17 protein-coding genes are annotated in these 14,857 nt (G+C 64.5%); 11 read left to right on the top strand and 6 right to left on the bottom strand.

The window, feature by feature from the left end; all coding sequences use genetic code 11:
* Positions 1 to 5: 5 nt before the first annotated feature.
* From KBT70_RS09600 to arsC, 3 genes are read left to right on the top strand one after another with little or no spacing between them, the layout of a single operon-like run.
* Positions 6 to 344, top strand: a complete 339-nt coding sequence (locus tag KBT70_RS09600) for a DUF952 domain-containing protein (protein WP_296631964.1) — start codon at positions 6 to 8, stop codon at positions 342 to 344.
* Positions 341 to 1,399, top strand: a complete 1,059-nt coding sequence (locus KBT70_RS09595; protein WP_296631961.1) for a quinone-dependent dihydroorotate dehydrogenase — start codon at positions 341 to 343, stop codon at positions 1,397 to 1,399. Before KBT70_RS09600 ends, KBT70_RS09595 begins: the two co-directional genes overlap by 4 nt.
* Positions 1,390 to 1,737 carry an arsenate reductase (glutaredoxin) gene (arsC, locus tag KBT70_RS09590; protein ID WP_296631957.1) on the top strand — a complete coding sequence of 116 codons (348 nt, stop codon included), beginning with the start codon at positions 1,390 to 1,392 and terminating at the stop codon, positions 1,735 to 1,737. The genes KBT70_RS09595 and arsC overlap by 10 nt, the downstream gene beginning before the upstream one ends.
* A gap of 212 nt (positions 1,738 to 1,949) precedes the next feature.
* On the opposite strand, the gene KBT70_RS09585 is transcribed toward arsC, so the two are convergent.
* The 4 genes from KBT70_RS09585 to KBT70_RS09570 all read right to left on the bottom strand — a co-directional run bounded on the left by KBT70_RS09585 (position 1,950) and on the right by KBT70_RS09570 (position 5,253).
* On the bottom strand, positions 1,950 to 3,323 hold the full coding sequence (locus KBT70_RS09585) for an L-serine ammonia-lyase (protein WP_296631955.1): 1,374 nt from the start codon (positions 3,321 to 3,323) through the stop codon (positions 1,950 to 1,952).
* A gap of 99 nt (positions 3,324 to 3,422) precedes the next feature.
* On the bottom strand, positions 3,423 to 4,118 hold the full coding sequence (locus KBT70_RS09580; RefSeq protein ID WP_296631953.1) for a glutathione S-transferase family protein: 696 nt from the start codon (positions 4,116 to 4,118) through the stop codon (positions 3,423 to 3,425).
* A gap of 55 nt (positions 4,119 to 4,173) precedes the next feature.
* Positions 4,174 to 4,488 carry a DUF1244 domain-containing protein gene (locus tag KBT70_RS09575; RefSeq protein WP_296631949.1) on the bottom strand — a complete coding sequence of 105 codons (315 nt, stop codon included), beginning with the start codon at positions 4,486 to 4,488 and terminating at the stop codon, positions 4,174 to 4,176.
* Positions 4,489 to 4,512: 24 nt separating this feature from the next.
* Positions 4,513 to 5,253 (bottom strand): N-formylglutamate amidohydrolase, encoded by a 741-nt coding sequence (locus KBT70_RS09570; RefSeq protein WP_296632059.1) that lies wholly within the window; start codon positions 5,251 to 5,253, stop codon positions 4,513 to 4,515.
* Between the two features lie 127 nt (positions 5,254 to 5,380).
* Here KBT70_RS09570 and pyk point away from each other — a divergent pair, with 127 nt between their 5' ends.
* The 4 genes from pyk to rplT all read left to right on the top strand — a co-directional run bounded on the left by pyk (position 5,381) and on the right by rplT (position 7,808).
* Positions 5,381 to 6,826 (top strand): pyruvate kinase, encoded by a 1,446-nt coding sequence (gene pyk / locus KBT70_RS09565; RefSeq protein WP_296631947.1) that lies wholly within the window; start codon positions 5,381 to 5,383, stop codon positions 6,824 to 6,826.
* Between the two features lie 41 nt (positions 6,827 to 6,867).
* Positions 6,868 to 7,092 (top strand): hypothetical protein, encoded by a 225-nt coding sequence (locus KBT70_RS09560; protein WP_296631944.1) that lies wholly within the window; start codon positions 6,868 to 6,870, stop codon positions 7,090 to 7,092.
* Between the two features lie 135 nt (positions 7,093 to 7,227).
* Positions 7,228 to 7,428, top strand: coding sequence for a 50S ribosomal protein L35 (gene rpmI / locus KBT70_RS09555; protein ID WP_296631942.1), 201 nt, complete (start codon positions 7,228 to 7,230; stop codon positions 7,426 to 7,428).
* A gap of 14 nt (positions 7,429 to 7,442) precedes the next feature.
* Entirely contained in the window at positions 7,443 to 7,808 is a 366-nt protein-coding gene (gene rplT, locus KBT70_RS09550; protein WP_296631939.1) for a 50S ribosomal protein L20, read from the top strand.
* Positions 7,809 to 7,864: 56 nt separating this feature from the next.
* On the opposite strand, the gene KBT70_RS09545 is transcribed toward rplT, so the two are convergent.
* Together KBT70_RS09545 and KBT70_RS09540 are read right to left on the bottom strand one after the other, a co-directional pair.
* Positions 7,865 to 9,061: a class I SAM-dependent methyltransferase gene (locus KBT70_RS09545; RefSeq protein ID WP_296631936.1), complete on the bottom strand. Its 1,197-nt coding sequence runs from the start codon at positions 9,059 to 9,061 to the stop codon at positions 7,865 to 7,867.
* A gap of 51 nt (positions 9,062 to 9,112) precedes the next feature.
* Positions 9,113 to 11,050, bottom strand: a complete 1,938-nt coding sequence (locus KBT70_RS09540) for an AsmA family protein (protein ID WP_296631934.1) — start codon at positions 11,048 to 11,050, stop codon at positions 9,113 to 9,115.
* Positions 11,051 to 11,161: 111 nt separating this feature from the next.
* Here KBT70_RS09540 and rimO point away from each other — a divergent pair, with 111 nt between their 5' ends.
* The 4 genes from rimO to KBT70_RS09520 form a co-directional block, all read left to right on the top strand.
* Entirely contained in the window at positions 11,162 to 12,538 is a 1,377-nt protein-coding gene (rimO, locus tag KBT70_RS09535) for a 30S ribosomal protein S12 methylthiotransferase RimO (protein WP_296631931.1), read from the top strand.
* A 397-nt stretch (positions 12,539 to 12,935) separates the two neighbouring features.
* Complete coding sequence (locus KBT70_RS09530) at positions 12,936 to 13,376, top strand: DUF6789 family protein (protein ID WP_296631925.1); 441 nt, start codon at positions 12,936 to 12,938, stop codon at positions 13,374 to 13,376.
* 84 nt (positions 13,377 to 13,460) lie between these two features.
* Positions 13,461 to 13,838 carry a DUF393 domain-containing protein gene (locus KBT70_RS09525; RefSeq protein WP_296631921.1) on the top strand — a complete coding sequence of 126 codons (378 nt, stop codon included), beginning with the start codon at positions 13,461 to 13,463 and terminating at the stop codon, positions 13,836 to 13,838.
* A 64-nt stretch (positions 13,839 to 13,902) separates the two neighbouring features.
* The coding region (locus KBT70_RS09520; protein ID WP_296631917.1) for a DUF4147 domain-containing protein at positions 13,903 to 14,857 on the top strand (955 nt) is incomplete at its 3' end.

The raw sequence follows: 14,857 nt of genomic DNA, 5'->3' as shown, positions 1-14,857 counted from the left end.
CCTCTATGATGATATACAAGATATTGCGCGGGCCGGAATGGGCCCAACTGCGGGCGGCGGGCGAGAGTGTCGGCGCGCCGGTGGACGTGGCGGATGGCTATGTGCATTTTTCCACCGCTGAACAGGCGGCCGAGACAGCGGCCAAGCATTTCGCCGGGGTCGAGGGCCTGATGCTGGTGGCGGTGGAGGTGGACCGCTTGGGTGACGCTCTGAAATGGGAGCCGTCGCGCGGCGGCGCGCTCTTTCCGCATCTCTACCGCGAGATGCGCCTGTCGGATGTGGCATGGGCACAGCCCCTGCCACTGGTGGCGGGCGTGCATCAGTTTCCGGCAGGTCTGGAATGAGCGGGATGGAGCGTCTGGGTCTTGGCCTCTTGCACCGGGTCGATCCGGAGCGGGCGCATGGTCTGGCGCTCCGCGCGTTGCAACTGGGTCTGGTGCCCACGCCGGGGCCGCATACAAGCGCGCGGCTGCGGACCAATCTGGCGGGGCTGCGCCTGCCCAATCCGGTGGGGTTGGCGGCGGGGTTTGACAAGAACGCCGAGGCGCTGGGGCCGCTGAGCCGCGCCGGGTTTGGGTTTATCGAGGTGGGGGCGGTCACGCCGCGCGCGCAGCCGGGCAATCCGCGCCCGCGTCTTTTTCGGCTGAGCGAGGATCGGGCGGTGATCAACCGGTTCGGGTTCAACAATCTCGGGATGGAGGCGGCGGCGGCCCGGTTGGCGGCGCGGCCAAAGGATGCCGTGATCGGCCTCAACCTTGGGGCCAACAAGGACAGCGCCGACCGGGCCGAGGATTTCGCCCGCGTTCTGGCGCATTGCGGCGCGCATCTGGATTTCGCCACGGTGAATGTGAGCAGCCCCAACACCGAGAAACTGCGCGAGTTGCAGGGGGCAGAGGCGCTGATGGGCCTCTTGAAAGGGGTCATGGAGGCGCGCGATTGGTTGCCACAGCCGATCCCCGTCTTTCTCAAGATCGCGCCGGATCTGAGCGATGTGGAATTGAGCGAAATCGCCGATGTGGCGCGGGCCTCGGGCCTTAACGGGATTATCGCCACCAACACCACGCTGGGCCGTGAGGGGCTGGTGAGTGCAGCAAAGGCTGAGGCGGGGGGGCTGTCGGGGCAGCCACTCTTTGAGAAATCAACGCGGGTATTGGCGCGGCTGTCGCAATTGACGGGCGGAGAAATGCCGCTGATTGGCGTGGGGGGGATTGCCAGCGCAGAGCAGGCCTATGCCAAGATCCGCGCCGGGGCGACGGCGGTGCAGCTCTATTCGGCGCTGGTGTATCAGGGGATGTCGCTTGTGACCGAGATCGCGCGGGGGCTGGAGCGGCTCTTGGCGCGCGATGGGTTTGGCAGCGTGGCCGAGGCGGTGGGCACCGGGCGGGACGCATGGCTCTGATCACCTACTGGCACAATCCGCGGTGTTCCAAATCGCGGGCTGGGTTAGCGCTGTTGCAGGAGCATGGGGCGGATGTGGTGGTGCGGCGCTATCTGGAGGAGGCGCCGAGTGTGGCAGAGGTGCGGCGTGTTCTGGCGCTGTTGGGTGTTGCGCCGATTGAGATGATGCGGCCCTGCGAGCCGCAGTTCAAGGCGCTGGGATTGGCGCGCGAGAGTGCGGCAGAGGATTTGCTGGCGGCCATGGCGGCGCATCCGATCCTGATCGAGCGGCCGATTGCGATTGGTGCTGTGCGTGCCGTGATCGGGCGGCCACCGGAGGCGGTGCTGGAGGTTTTGTGACCTTTGGACCCAAGCGGAGAGCCGCGCGGTGCCTGTCCGCCGGGTGGGTGCATCAACAGATATGATAGGCAATTTATGCCTGCCAAGTCTTCCGCGTTCTTGCTGAGATGAAACGTTGCAAAAGCGCCCGCCCGAGGGGGCGGACGGGCGCTGCGCGGCGGTGCCTGCGGCACCTTGATTCCGCGCTTTGGAGATTGGGGCGACTTGTCCCCTCAACAATTCGGGATATTGACCGCAAGACCGCCCAAAGAGGTTTCCTTGTATTTCTCGCTCATGTCGAGGCCGGTCTGGCGCATGGTCTCGATACAGGCGTCGAGCGGCACGAGGTGGGTGCCATCACCACGCAGGGCGAGAGAGGCGGCAGAGACCGCCTTGATCGCGCCCAGACCATTGCGCTCGATACAAGGCACCTGCACCAGACCGCGCACCGGGTCGCAGGTCATGCCCAAGTGATGCTCAAGCGCGATTTCGGCGGCGTTTTCGATCTGGGCGGGGGTGCCGCCCAAGACCGCCGCAAGCCCCGCCGCGCCCATGGCGGCGGCGCTGCCCACCTCGGCCTGACAGCCTGCCTCGGCCCCCGAGATGGAGGCGTTGTATTTCACCAGACCGCCGATGGCGGCGGCGGTGAGCAGGAATTCCTCGATCTGGTTTTCATGGGCACCGGGCACATGCTCCAGCCAGTATTTGATCACCGCCGGCACCACGCCTGCCGCGCCATTGGTGGGGGCGGTCACGACCTGACCACCGGCGGCGTTTTCCTCGTTCACCGCCATGGCATAGGCGCTCATCCAGTCGTTGATCTTGTGCGGGGCGGTGAGGTTGGTGCCGCGTTCGGCCACGAGCGCGTCGCGGATGCCCTTGGCACGGCGCTTGACCTTGAGGCCGCCGGGCAGGATGCCTTCGGCGTTGAGGCCGCGTTCGATGCAGTCGTTCATCACCTGCCAGATGCGCGCCACGCCAGAGCGCAGATTTTCCGGGCCGCCGCGCGCGACCTCATTGGCGCGTTTCATCTGGGCGATGCTCTTGCCCGAGCGTTCGGCCATTTCCAGCATTTCGGCGGCGGATTTGAACGGGTAGGGGATGGGCGTGCCGTCGTCGGTGGCCTTGCCTGCGGCCAGTTCCGCGTCGGTCAGCACAAAGCCGCCGCCGATGGAATAATAAGTTTCCTGCAGGATCACATCGCCTTGGGCGTCGGTGGCCATCAGGATCATGCCATTGGCATGGCCGGGCAGGTTGGGGCCGAAATCGAAGATCAGGTCTTCCTTGGGGTGGAATTTGAGCGCGGGCAGGCCGGGGGGCGTGACGGTGTGGCTGTCGCGGATTTCTTCCAGCGTGGCCTCGGCGCGGTCGTGATCATAGGTGTCGGGGAGAAAGCCCGCGAGGCCAAGGATCGTGGCGCGGTCGGTGGCATGGCCCACGCCGGTAAAGGCAAGGCTGCCATGCAGCGAGCCGCGCAACCCGGCGTAATGGAAGGGGGAGGCGCGCATTTTATCCAAGAAACGCGCGGCGGCGACCATCGGCCCCATCGTATGCGAGGAGGAGGGGCCGATGCCCACCTTGAACATATCGAAGACGGATAGAAACATAAGGCGCGCTCCCTGATTGCGGGTCTTATCGCCGCTTGCCCCTTGATCTACTTGTCCGAAAGCGACGCTTCAAGGGTGGCTCCTTGCCATGTGATCGGATCAGGTGGCGCTGCCCTCGGGCGGATTGCAATAATCGGGCGCGGTGAAGGGGCGCGCGCCCAAGCCTTCGGCGGCGGCCACGCGGCGGGTTGCGGGGCGGGATTCGAGATGCGTCAGCAGCGCGTGCAGACGCGGCCATGCGCTTGCGTCATAGCTGCCGCGCAGGCCCTCGGGATAGAGCGCGCGCCACCGCATCAGGCAGGCGAGGTAGTAATCGAGCACCGAGGGGGTTTGGGCCGAGAACCACGGCGCGGCGCGGGTTTCGAGGATATCCAGACAATCGCCAAAACGCGCCTGCATCGTGCTGCGCAAGAGGTGCTGCGCGTCGCGGTCATGGCCCACGTATTTCTCGGCATAAAAACTCATGCGCAGGGCGGTGTGGGCGGTATTCGCGAGGTAGAAGAGCCATTTGAGAAAATCGCCGCGCGCGGGCGCATCGGGGGCAGGGGCCAGCCGCCCGTGCCGGTCGGAAAGCCAAAGGAGGATCGCGCCTGTTTCGAAAATCGCCCCCTCGGGCGTTTCGAGCGTGGGGATCAGCCCACCGGGGTTGAGCGCCAGATAGGCGGGGGCGGCGTGCGCCTGTTTCGAGCGTTCCAGCAGCGCCGTTTCATAGGGCACGCCCAATTCCTCAAGCGTGAGGCGGACAATGACCGAGGCGTTGTCGGGGGCGTAATGCAGGCGGTAGGGCGCGGTCATCGTGTCCTCTCGGGCGCAGGGAATTTGAGTATTTGGAGAACGATGAAAGGTGCGGTCAGTCCTTGGGGCCGACATTCTCGGCGAAGGATTTGGAGAAGGCGGATTTCTGCTCGGCGCTGGCCTCGGTCTGATGCTGTGCGCGCCAATTGTCATAGGGCATGCCGTAGAAGATTTCGCGCGCGTCGTCCTTGGACATCTCGATGCCACGGGCGTTGGCGGCCTCTTGATACCAGCGGCTGAGGCAGTTGCGGCAGAAACCGGCGAGATTCATCATGTCGATATTCTGCACATCGGGGCGTTTTTCCATCAGATGCGCGCGCAGGGCACGAAAGGCGGCGGCCTCAAGCTCGATTCTGGTCTGGTCGTCCATGGTCACTCTCCTTTGAGGGATGGGTCAGAGGCCGGTCTGGGCCGCGACCTCTTGCAGGATGGGGGCGAGGCGGAGCGCCCAAGCGGTCTGTTGCGCGGGGGTCTCGATCAGGTCGTTGCGCAATTCGATCAGCACATTGGGCCGCTCATAGGCAATCGCATGGCGGGCGATGGCATCGCCGGGCAGATGGCCGGTGTAAGGCTCGTTATCGCCGACGCAAAGGTCAGGCTCTTGGGTGAGGCGCGCCAGAAGCGGCTTGGCCAGACGCGCATCGGCGGCATAGAGCAGGCCGATATGCCAGGGCCGGGGTGGGCGGCCGCGCAATTGCGGCGTGAAGCTGTGGATCGAGACAATGACCGTATCGGCGCGGCGCGCGGCCAATTCGGCCAGCGCGGTGTGATAGGGACGGTAAAGCCGGTTGAGGCGGCGCTCTATATCCTCAGGCGCGGCGTGGCGATTGGCGGGAATGATGGTGCCGTCATAGAGGCGCATCACGAGGGTCGGATCATCCTCGCCCCGGTTGGGGTCGATCACGAGGCGCGAGAAATTGCTGAGGATGGCGGGACCATTCAGCGCCTCTGCGAGCGCGCGGGTGACACCGGCGGCGCCCACGTCATAGGCGATATGGCGGGCCATGTCGGCGGGGGCCACGCCAAGACAGCCGCCGTTGACGAAATCCGGCACGCAATTGCTGGCGTGATCGCAGGTCACGAGCCAGCGTTCGGGGCGGTCCTGCCCGTCAATCTGAAAAGGGTGATACATCATTGGCTTGGTTTTTCCTGTCATCGTCCTTTAGAACAGTTGCGAGACAATGTGAATTGCGCGATAAGGCGCGAAAGGGCGGTGTTAGCGTTAACATTGCCGACGATACAAGAGATGAAGGACGCATGAGATGAGACGCAACCGCAATGTCAAGATCGTGGCCACACTGGGCCCGGCCTCGTCTGATTATGATACGATCCGCGCGCTGCACGAGGCGGGGGCGGATGTGTTTCGTCTCAACATGAGCCACGGCACGCAGGCCGATATTGCCGAACGGCACCGGATCATCCGGCAGGTCGAGGAAGATCTGGACAGCCCGATTGCCATCCTGGGCGATTTGCAGGGGCCGAAACTGCGCGTGGGGGTTTTTGCCAAGGGTGAAGAGGAATTGATCGCCGGGGCGGCGTTCCGGCTTGATCTCAACGAGGCTGAGGGGGACGTTAGCCGCGTTTGCCTGCCGCACCCCGAGATTTTCGCGGCATTGGAGCCGGGGGCGAACCTGCTGGTCAATGATGGCAAAATCCGTCTGCGCGTGACCGCCTGTGGGCCGGAGTATGCCGATTGCGAGGTGATCGCGGGCGGCACGATTTCGAATCGTAAGGGCGTGAACGTGCCCGATGTGGTGCTGCCGCTGGCGGCGCTGTCGGAAAAGGATTTGTCGGATCTGGAATTCATCTGTGATCTGGGGGTGGATTGGCTGGCGCTGAGTTTCGTGCAGCGGCCAGAGGATGTGACCGAGGCGCGGGCCTTGGTTAAGGGGCGGGCTGCGATCATGTCGAAGATCGAAAAGCCTGCGGGCGTAAAGCGGTTTGACGAGATTCTGGCGGTCAGCGATGGGATCATGGTGGCGCGCGGCGATCTGGGGGTGGAATTGCCGGTGCAGAATGTGCCGCCCATTCAAAAGCGGTTGATCCGGCGTTGCCGGGCCGCGGCCAAGCCGGTGATCGTGGCGACGCAGATGCTCGAATCGATGATCGACAGCCCGATGCCCACGCGCGCCGAGGTCTCGGACGTGGCGACCGCGATCTATGAAGGGTCGGACGCGATCATGCTCTCGGCGGAATCGGCGGCGGGGCATTTCCCCGTTGAGGCGGTGCGCACGATGGACAACGTGGCGATCGAGGTCGAGAGCGATCCGACCTATCGCGAGGTGATCGAAGCGAGCCGCCGGGTGGACCGTCAGACCGTGGCCGACGGCATCGTCGCCGCTGCGCGCGAGATTGCGGAGACCGCCGATATCAAGGTGATCTGTTGCTATACGGAATCGGGCACAACCGCTCTCTTGACCGCGCGCGAGCGGCCGCGTGTGCCGATTCTGGCGCTGACCAGTCTCTTGGGCACGGCGCGGCGGCTGGCGCTGACCTGGGGTGTGACCTGTGTCATGACCGGGGAACTGACGCGCTTCAAGATGGCGGTGATCAATGCCGCGCGGGCGGCGCGGGCGCATGGATACGCGACCGAAGCCGATCAGATCGTGGTTGTTGCGGGCGTGCCCTTCAACATGCCGGGCACGACCAATATCCTGCGTGTGGCCCCATGTCAGGAAAGTTTGATTTACGCCACCGATCCGGGTTAAACTCGGGCTGTTGAGTTCAAGGTATTTTCCGGAGGTATGTGATGGACCCTGATCTGGCGATGGCCATTGGCATGGTGCTGGGGGTGTTTTCCATACCTTCGATCCTCTCGGCCTTTTCCGAAGGGCATCCGCCGCGCGTGGCGGCCTTTACGCTGATGGCGTCGGGCGGGCTGGTGGTCTGGGCGATCAGCCACAAGCCGGGCGGCTACAGTTTCGGTGACCTGCCCGAGGTGCTGGTGCGCGTGATCGCGCGCTATGTTGGGTGAGCGGCGCAAATTCGGCGCGCAAACCCTCTTGAACAAACTCGTGGTGCCGCGTATACGGCGCGCTCATCCCGCAGGACCGGCCAGATGTGGCATGCCGAGTCGTGTGGTTCTACCGACCTACAAGAGGAGCCGGAAATGCCCAAGATGAAGACCAAGTCGAGCTGCAAAAAGCGGTTCAAAGTGACGGCCTCTGGCCGCGTGGTGGCCGCACAGGCCGGCAAGCGCCATGGCATGATCAAACGTACCAAGAAATTCATCCGCAACGCCCGTGGCACGACCACGCTGTCGAGGCCTGATGAAGGGATCATCAAGCCGATGATGCCCTACGCGCGCTAAGGAGGATTTAGGATATGTCACGCGTCAAAGGTGGGGTTGTCACCCACGCCCGTCACAAGAAAGTCATCAAGGCCGCCAAGGGTTACTATGGCCGCCGTAAAAACACCTTCAAGGTGGCCGCACAGGCCGTCGACAAGGCCAACCAATACGCGACCCGCGACCGCAAGAACCGCAAGCGCAATTTCCGCGCGCTGTGGATTCAGCGGATCAACGCGGCGGTGCGCGCCCACGATGAATCGCTGACCTACTCGCGCTTCATCAACGGTCTGGCACTGGCCGGGGTCGAGGTGGACCGCAAGGTTCTGGCCGATCTGGCCGTGCACGAGCCCGCAGCCTTTGCTGCCATCGTGGACCAAGCCAAGGGTGCGCTGGCCGCCTGAGCCGGTTTGCATCGAGATAGAAACCGCCGTTCGGATGTCTCCGGGCGGCGGTTTTTTCATGGGCGCAGGATGCTGGAATAGAGCAGGAGGCCGTGATCGGCCAAATCGCGCTCGATCCGCGCCCAGAGGCTGCCAAAGGCGATGGGATCAGTGCCGGTGGCCTGCGCGATCTCTGTCAGGCTGCGCCGCCCGTCGATGGCGGCCAGAAGGGGGGCCGCCTCTTTTGGCAGGGCAAGCCGCGCCTCGATTCCGTTGAATCGCAGTTTGGGCGTCTGGCCGCTCGCAATGGCGCGGGCAAGGTCAGGCGCGCGCAGGCCCTTGAGATGTGGGATGAGGGTGCGGTCGCGGCCCATTGCGGGGCTGCGCCCCTCGCGCGCGCGGATGGCATAGCCCACATGCGTCTTGATCGTGCCGCGCAGCTTTTCGGCCACGGCCATGCGCGCGGTTGCGCTCAGGTGATCGGGCGCGGCGGTGATGCGGCTGAGATCATAGAGCACCGGCAGGGCAAAGCCCGAGAGCGCCCAGCCGGTTTGATCAAGCGTCTGCACAAGCGTTGTCACATCAAAGGCGCGGTCTTGGGAATGCAGGAGCAGGTCGTAAAAGCCTGCGTCGCTGTCCTTGTGATCGCCAAGATTGGGGTTGGATTTGAACGGATGCCCGTCGGGCAGGGTGATCACCACTTCTTTGGCGGCTCTGAGGCGCGCCTCGGGCGGCAGGCCTGCGTAGAGCGCGCCGAACGCCTCTTGCAGCGGATAGACCCCGGCGCGCCCATAGGGGGCATAGACCATGAACCCCATGCCGCCACCGGGCGCGAGCGCCGCCAAGAGCGCGGCAAATCCCGCCGCCGGGTCGGGCAGATGATGCAGCACGCCGCAGCAGTCGATATAGTCGAATTGGCCGTGGCTGGCCGCGTCCATCAGGCTGCCGGTGACAAAGCGGATACCGCTCAGGCCGCGCACGCGGGCGCGCTCCTCGGCAATGGCGCGCGACGCGGTGGAGAGGTCGAGATAGGTGATCTCGGCTGCGCGCCCTGCGTCCTTCATCTGTTGCGCCAGTTGGATGAGCCCGTCGCCCGTGCCGCCGCCCGCAATGAGCGCGCGCAAGGGTTTGCTCCAGTCGCGCCGCCCCTGAAAGAGGAAATGGTCAATTTCCAGCACATGCGAGGGCGAGCCGGTGATCAGGCGCTTGGCCTCGTCCGCCGGATCGCGGGCGGGATAGGGATAGGCCTCATACTGCGCCTTGACCTCACTCATGGGCGCGGCCCCTCGTTCATCGTTCCAAAAATACTCAAATCTGCGCGCGCCTCACTCGAAGAGCTTGCGCAATTGGCGCGCGGCCTTGTCCTCGATCTTTTCGCGCAGCGCATCTTCGAGGTTCTGGCCCTCTTGCGGGGCGAGGTTCAGCCGTTCCTGCAGTTCGCGTTCCAGCCGGTCCTTGGCCTCTTGCTCCAGCTTGTCGCGCTCGGCCTTGAGGTTCATGCGCACCGCCTTTTCCAGATCGGGTTTGATTCGGGGGTTGGCCCATGGCCCCTCAATGCGCACCGGGATGGCAAGGCCGCGAGAATTGTCGCCCTCGAGCAGGACGGGCGTGAAGAGATAGTCGATGTCGCGCGCCCCAAGCCCGATGCGCCCCTGACCCGAGGCGCGGGCGAGCGGCAGGCGCATGGCGAGGTCTTGGTTGATGAGGTTGCCGCCATTCATCGTAAAGCTTGCCGTCATCGCGTCAAAGATCGTGGTGCCGCCCGTCACATCGCCCGCGCGCATCAGCCGGTCGAGGTCAAAGCCGGAAATCACCCCGCGCCCAGTGCGCAAGGCCCCCTTGCCCGAGAGCGAGCGCATGATCGCATCCACGGAATTGCCCACGCCCAGAAACTCTACCTCGCCGCTGCCTGCGGCGGCAAAGCGCGTGATGCCCGCCGCATCGGTCAGAAATCGCTCGAGGTTGAGATCGCTCACCGCAAGGTTGCCCCCGACCGAGAGGCCAGAGCGGTTGTTGGCGATGAATTGCCCGGTGACGAGCCCGTCATAGGCGCGCAATTCGCGCAGTTCGAACACGGCGCGGGAATTGTCCAGTGTCATCAGGCTGCGGGTCTTGCCCAGTTTCAGATCGCCCAGATTGATGCTGTCGGCGATGAGCGCGATTTCCCCATTGGCGAGGGCAAGGGCGCTGGCGTCGATCGCGCTCTTGGACCAGCCGCTGTCGGGGCTGGCCGTGCCATTGCTGTCGGCCCCTGCGAACTGCGAGAGGTCAAGCGCACCGGCGTTGAGTTGGGCGTTGATGCGCGGCACATCGCCCGCAAGGGAAATATCCGCCGCCCCGGCGATGGCATTGCCGCCCAAGTTGAGCGCGAGATTGCGCAGCGAGAGTTGCAGCGCGTCGGTGAGCGTGAGGTCGGTGCCGCCTTTGACGCTGGCACCAAAACCACGGGGCAGGTCCAGCCGGTCAAGGCCAAGTGCTGCCAGAAAGGCATCGGTATCGTCAAGGTCGATGTCGAGCCGCCCTTGGAGTTGCGGCTGCGCGCCACCGCGCCCGGCAAAGGCCACGCTGCCCCCCGGTCCCGATAGCCGCGCCGAGAGGGCCGTGACCGCCCCGTCGATGAATTGCCCGACCTGATCGAGATGGCCTGAGAGGGTCACGGGCGCGCTGCCCTGACGCAGCACCGCCTCAAAGGTTGCGGTGCCGTCGTAATCGGGCCAGCGCAGATCGAAATCCATGTTACGGAACGCCTGCACCGTGCCGGTGGCGTGATCGGTATAGCTGAGGCTGGCGCCGGTGATGAGCGCGCGGTCGAGGGTGAGCGCGAGCCGGTTCGAGGTGGCAAGGGTGCCATCCGATTGCCCGGAGGGGGCCACGCCCTCGACCCCCAGTTCCCAATTCACCCGCCCGTCGCGGGCGCGTTCCAGCCGGATCTCGGGATTGACCGCCTCGAGCCCGGTGATGCGAATGTCGCCACCAAAGAGCGCCTGCGGTTCCACCCCGATCTTGAGACTGTCGGCGCGCAGCATCGGGCCTGCGTCGGACCAGTCGGCATTGGCGATTTCGACTGCGCCCGTGGACACGCCGAGAATGGGATAAAAGCTGATCTTGGTGTCGCCGGACATGGTGACCTGACGGCCGGTCGCCTTGGTGATCTGGTCGGCGGCGATGCGCGCGATGCGTTCGCCCGGCAGGAAAAAGAGCGCGCCAAGGATGATGGCGGCCATGACCATGACCAGCCCCAACAGTCGAAACAGCCACCGCATGGCATCGCCCCCTTTGCCTGCTCCACTCGGGCACAGTCTAGGCGTGTGGGGTGGCGGGGGGCAACCGCTTTTGGGCTTTGCGGGCGGGCGGGGGCAGAGTATATCGCGCGCATGTCCCAGAACCCGCCCAACCTCCGCCCCGATCTCGCGCCGCGTGCGCGTCTGACTGACACGCCCCGCGCGGGCCAGCCGACCATTGGCATGGTCAGCCTTGGCTGTCCCAAGGCGTTGGTGGACAGTGAGCGGATTTTGACGCGGTTGCGCGCCGAGGGTTATGGGATTTCGGCCGACTATGCCGGGGCCGATGCGGTGATCGTCAACACCTGCGGTTTTCTCGATAGTGCCAAGGCCGAGAGCCTCGAGGCAATTGGCGAGGCTTTGGCCGAGAACGGCCGGGTGATTGTCACAGGGTGTCTGGGGGCAGAGCCCGAGTATATCACCGGGGTGCATCCCCGCGTTCTGGCCGTGACCGGGCCGCATCAATATGAGCAGGTGCTGGATGCCGTGCATCTGGCGGTGCCGCCCAGCCCCGATCCGTTCATTGATCTCTTGCCCGCCTCTGGTGTCAGCCTGACGCCGCGCCATTACAGCTATCTCAAGATTTCCGAGGGCTGCAATCACAAGTGCAAATTCTGCATCATCCCCGACATGCGCGGCAAGTTGCAGAGCCGCCCGGCCCATGCGGTGATCCGCGAGGCGGCCAAGCTGGTGGAAAGCGGCGTCAAGGAACTCTTGGTGATCTCTCAGGATACTTCGGCCTATGGCGTTGACATCCGCCATGCCGAAGAGCGGGGGCATCGCGCGCATATCACCGATCTGGCGCGCGATCTGGGGTCACTGGGCGCATGGGTCCGGCTGCATTATGTCTATCCCTACCCGCATGTGCGCGACCTCATTCCGCTGATGGCTGAGGGGTTGGTGCTGCCCTATTTGGATATTCCGTTCCAGCATGCGCATCCCGAGGTATTGCGGCGCATGGCGCGGCCTGCGGCGGCGGCCAAGACATTGGACGAGATTGCGGCATGGCGGCGGGATTGCCCCGAGATCGCCCTGCGCTCGACCTTTATCGTGGGCTATCCGGGCGAGACCGAGGCGGAGTTTCAGACTTTGCTCGATTGGCTGGATGAGGCGCAGTTGGACCGGGTGGGGTGTTTTCAATACGAGAATGTCGCAGGCGCCCGGTCAAACGCCTTGGCCGATCATGTGGCGGCAGAGGTCAAGCAAGAGCGCTGGGATCGCTTCATGGAAAAGGCGCAGGCGATTTCCGAGGCCAAGCTGGCGGCCAAGGTGGGGCAGCGGATGGACGTGATCGTGGACGAGATCGACGCCGATGGCATCGCCACCTGCCGCACCAAAGCCGACGCGCCTGAGATCGACGGGAACCTGTTTATTGATGAGGGGACGGATGGGATCGCCGTGGGCGATATCGTTTCGGTTGTGGTGGACGAGGCGGGGGAGTATGATTTGTGGGGACGGTTGGGGGAGTAGTTTCGGCCCCCTTGAGATGCTCCAATTGCGCCCCCTTCTCGTCATCCTCGGGCTTGATCCGAGGATCTCTTGTCACGTTGGAGAGTCCTGCTTTCGCGGGAATGACGGGGATAGGATGGTGGGTTTCACCTACCGAGCGGGCCGCAAGTAGGGCTTGTATTATATTGGCCCCAACGGATGCCAAACCCAACTATCGGCATCCGTTTCCGAGCCGGACGGATCATATTAATCAACTGATTTAGTTAATAAAAACCTTTCCCCCAATGCCTCGATCGCGGTCTGACCAGACCAGTGATCACGTAATCGTGTTGGTCTTGGCCGCGAGCGGACGGAACTAGAGGGTGGTTGGGGTGTTCATCGCACGTTCGCCTAGAGAACGACTTTGAAAGGAATTGTCATGTCCAACGTGGGAAAAGGAATGCTTGCTGGTCTTGCGGCGACAGTTGTGATGTCGCTGATGATGCTGATGAAAGGGGCCATGGGGCTGATGCCGGGTCTCGATCCGATTGCCATGATCGCCGCGATGATGGGCGTTTCTGCGGCGCTGGCCTGGGCTGTCCATTTCATGATCGGCGTTGTTCTCTGGGGGGGTGGCTTTGCTGTGGTGCAGACCAGTCTGCCGGGCAAACAATTCTGGGTGAGAGGTGTCCTTTTCGCCATCGGGGCCTGGCTCATCATGATGGTGGTTATGATGCCCATGGCGGGGGTCGGAGTCTTCGGCATGAGCCTTGGCATGATGGCGCCGGTCATGACGCTGGTGATGCATGTCGTGTTCGGGGCTGTGCTTGGCGGCGTCTATGGGGCGTTGGTTACGCGCGAAGTTGTGGCGCGGGCCTGACGCGCTTTGGGGCAGGGGCGCGACATTCTGCGCCTCTTCCCCTGTGTCCCTCTCACCCTACCTCCCTAGCTCAGGAGGCCCGACATGACCCACGAAACCCACGTGCTCTATAATGCCCGCTGCCCGGTCTGCCGGGCCGAGATTGCGCATTATGCGGGGTATGTGGAGGCCAAGGGCCTGCCTGTCACAGTCCAAGACCTCAACGCCGGTGGTCTTGAGCACTGGGGCATTGATCCCGATCAGGCCGCGCGGCGGTTGCATGTGCGGCAGGATGGGCGCGTGCTCTCGGGTGTCGAGGCGTTTGCGGCGCTCTGGGCTGCGTTGCCGCGCTATCGTTGGGCGGCGCGGATCGTGGCCTTGCCGGGGCTGCGGCAGGTGGCGTCGCTGATTTATGAGCGGGTGCTGGCGCCGCGTCTTTATGCCAAGCATCTGGCGCGAGAAGCCAAGCGTGCGGCGTCCTGAGGGGCTTTCGCAGGTCTGCGCCCCGCGATAGGGTGCGCGCGACTGACGCGGAGACCCCAGAAACATGACCGATCCCCAGACCCTGTTGCGCCGCCTCTTTGACCGGGCGGTGGCCGTGGCCGACCCGATGCAGAGCCTTGCCCCCTATCTGCCCGCGCGCCCTGAGGGCCGTGTCGTGGTGATCGGCGCGGGCAAGGCGAGCGCGCGCATGGCCGAGGCGGTCGAGGCGGCTTGGGGCCCCTGCGAGGGGCTTGTGATCACGCGCTATGGTTATGCGCGGCCCTGTCAGGGCATCGAGATTGTCGAGGCGGCACATCCGGTGCCGGATGCCGCCGGGCTGGCGGCCACCGCGCGGATGCTGCGGCTGGTCGAGGGATTGGGCGAGGGCGATATGGTGCTGGCGCTGATGTCGGGCGGGGCGTCGTCGCTGCTCGTGCAGCCTGCGGGCGCGATGACGCTGGCGGACAAGCAGGCGGTCAATGCCGCGCTCTTGGCGTCGGGCGCGCCGATTGGCCAGATGAACGTGCTGCGCAAACATCTGAGCCGGGTCAAGGGCGGGCAATTGGCGGCGGCGGCCTATCCGGCGCATCTGCATGCGCTGCTGATTTCCGATGTGCCGGGGGATGATCCGGGCATGATCGGATCAGGGCCTACGGTGGGCGAGGCCAGCACGACGGCAGAGGCGCTCGGGATCGTGGCGCGCTACGGGATTGAATTGCCGGCGTCGGCGCAGGCGGTGCTATCTGGACAAAGCGGCGTTGTGGCGCCAGAGGATGCGCGCCTCAGCCGGGTTAAGAATGTGATCTATGCCGCCCCTGTGCAATCGCTGGAGGCGGCGGCAGAGGTAGCGCGGGCCGAAGGGATCAGCGTGCGTATTCTGGGTGATGCGCTGGAGGGCGAGGCGCGCGATGTGGCGCGCGATCATGCCGCGCTGGCGCGTGAGGTTCAGGCGGGGCTGGCACCGGGGGCGGCACCTGTGTTGCTGCTCTCGGGTGGCGAGTTGACGGTGACACGGCGCG

It is taken from the genome of Roseovarius sp., from assembly GCF_018066915.1.
Taxonomy (GTDB): Bacteria; Pseudomonadota; Alphaproteobacteria; order Rhodobacterales; family Rhodobacteraceae; genus Roseovarius.
Note: the sequence above shows the minus strand (reverse complement) of the source record. Positions and strands in the feature narration are given on the sequence as shown.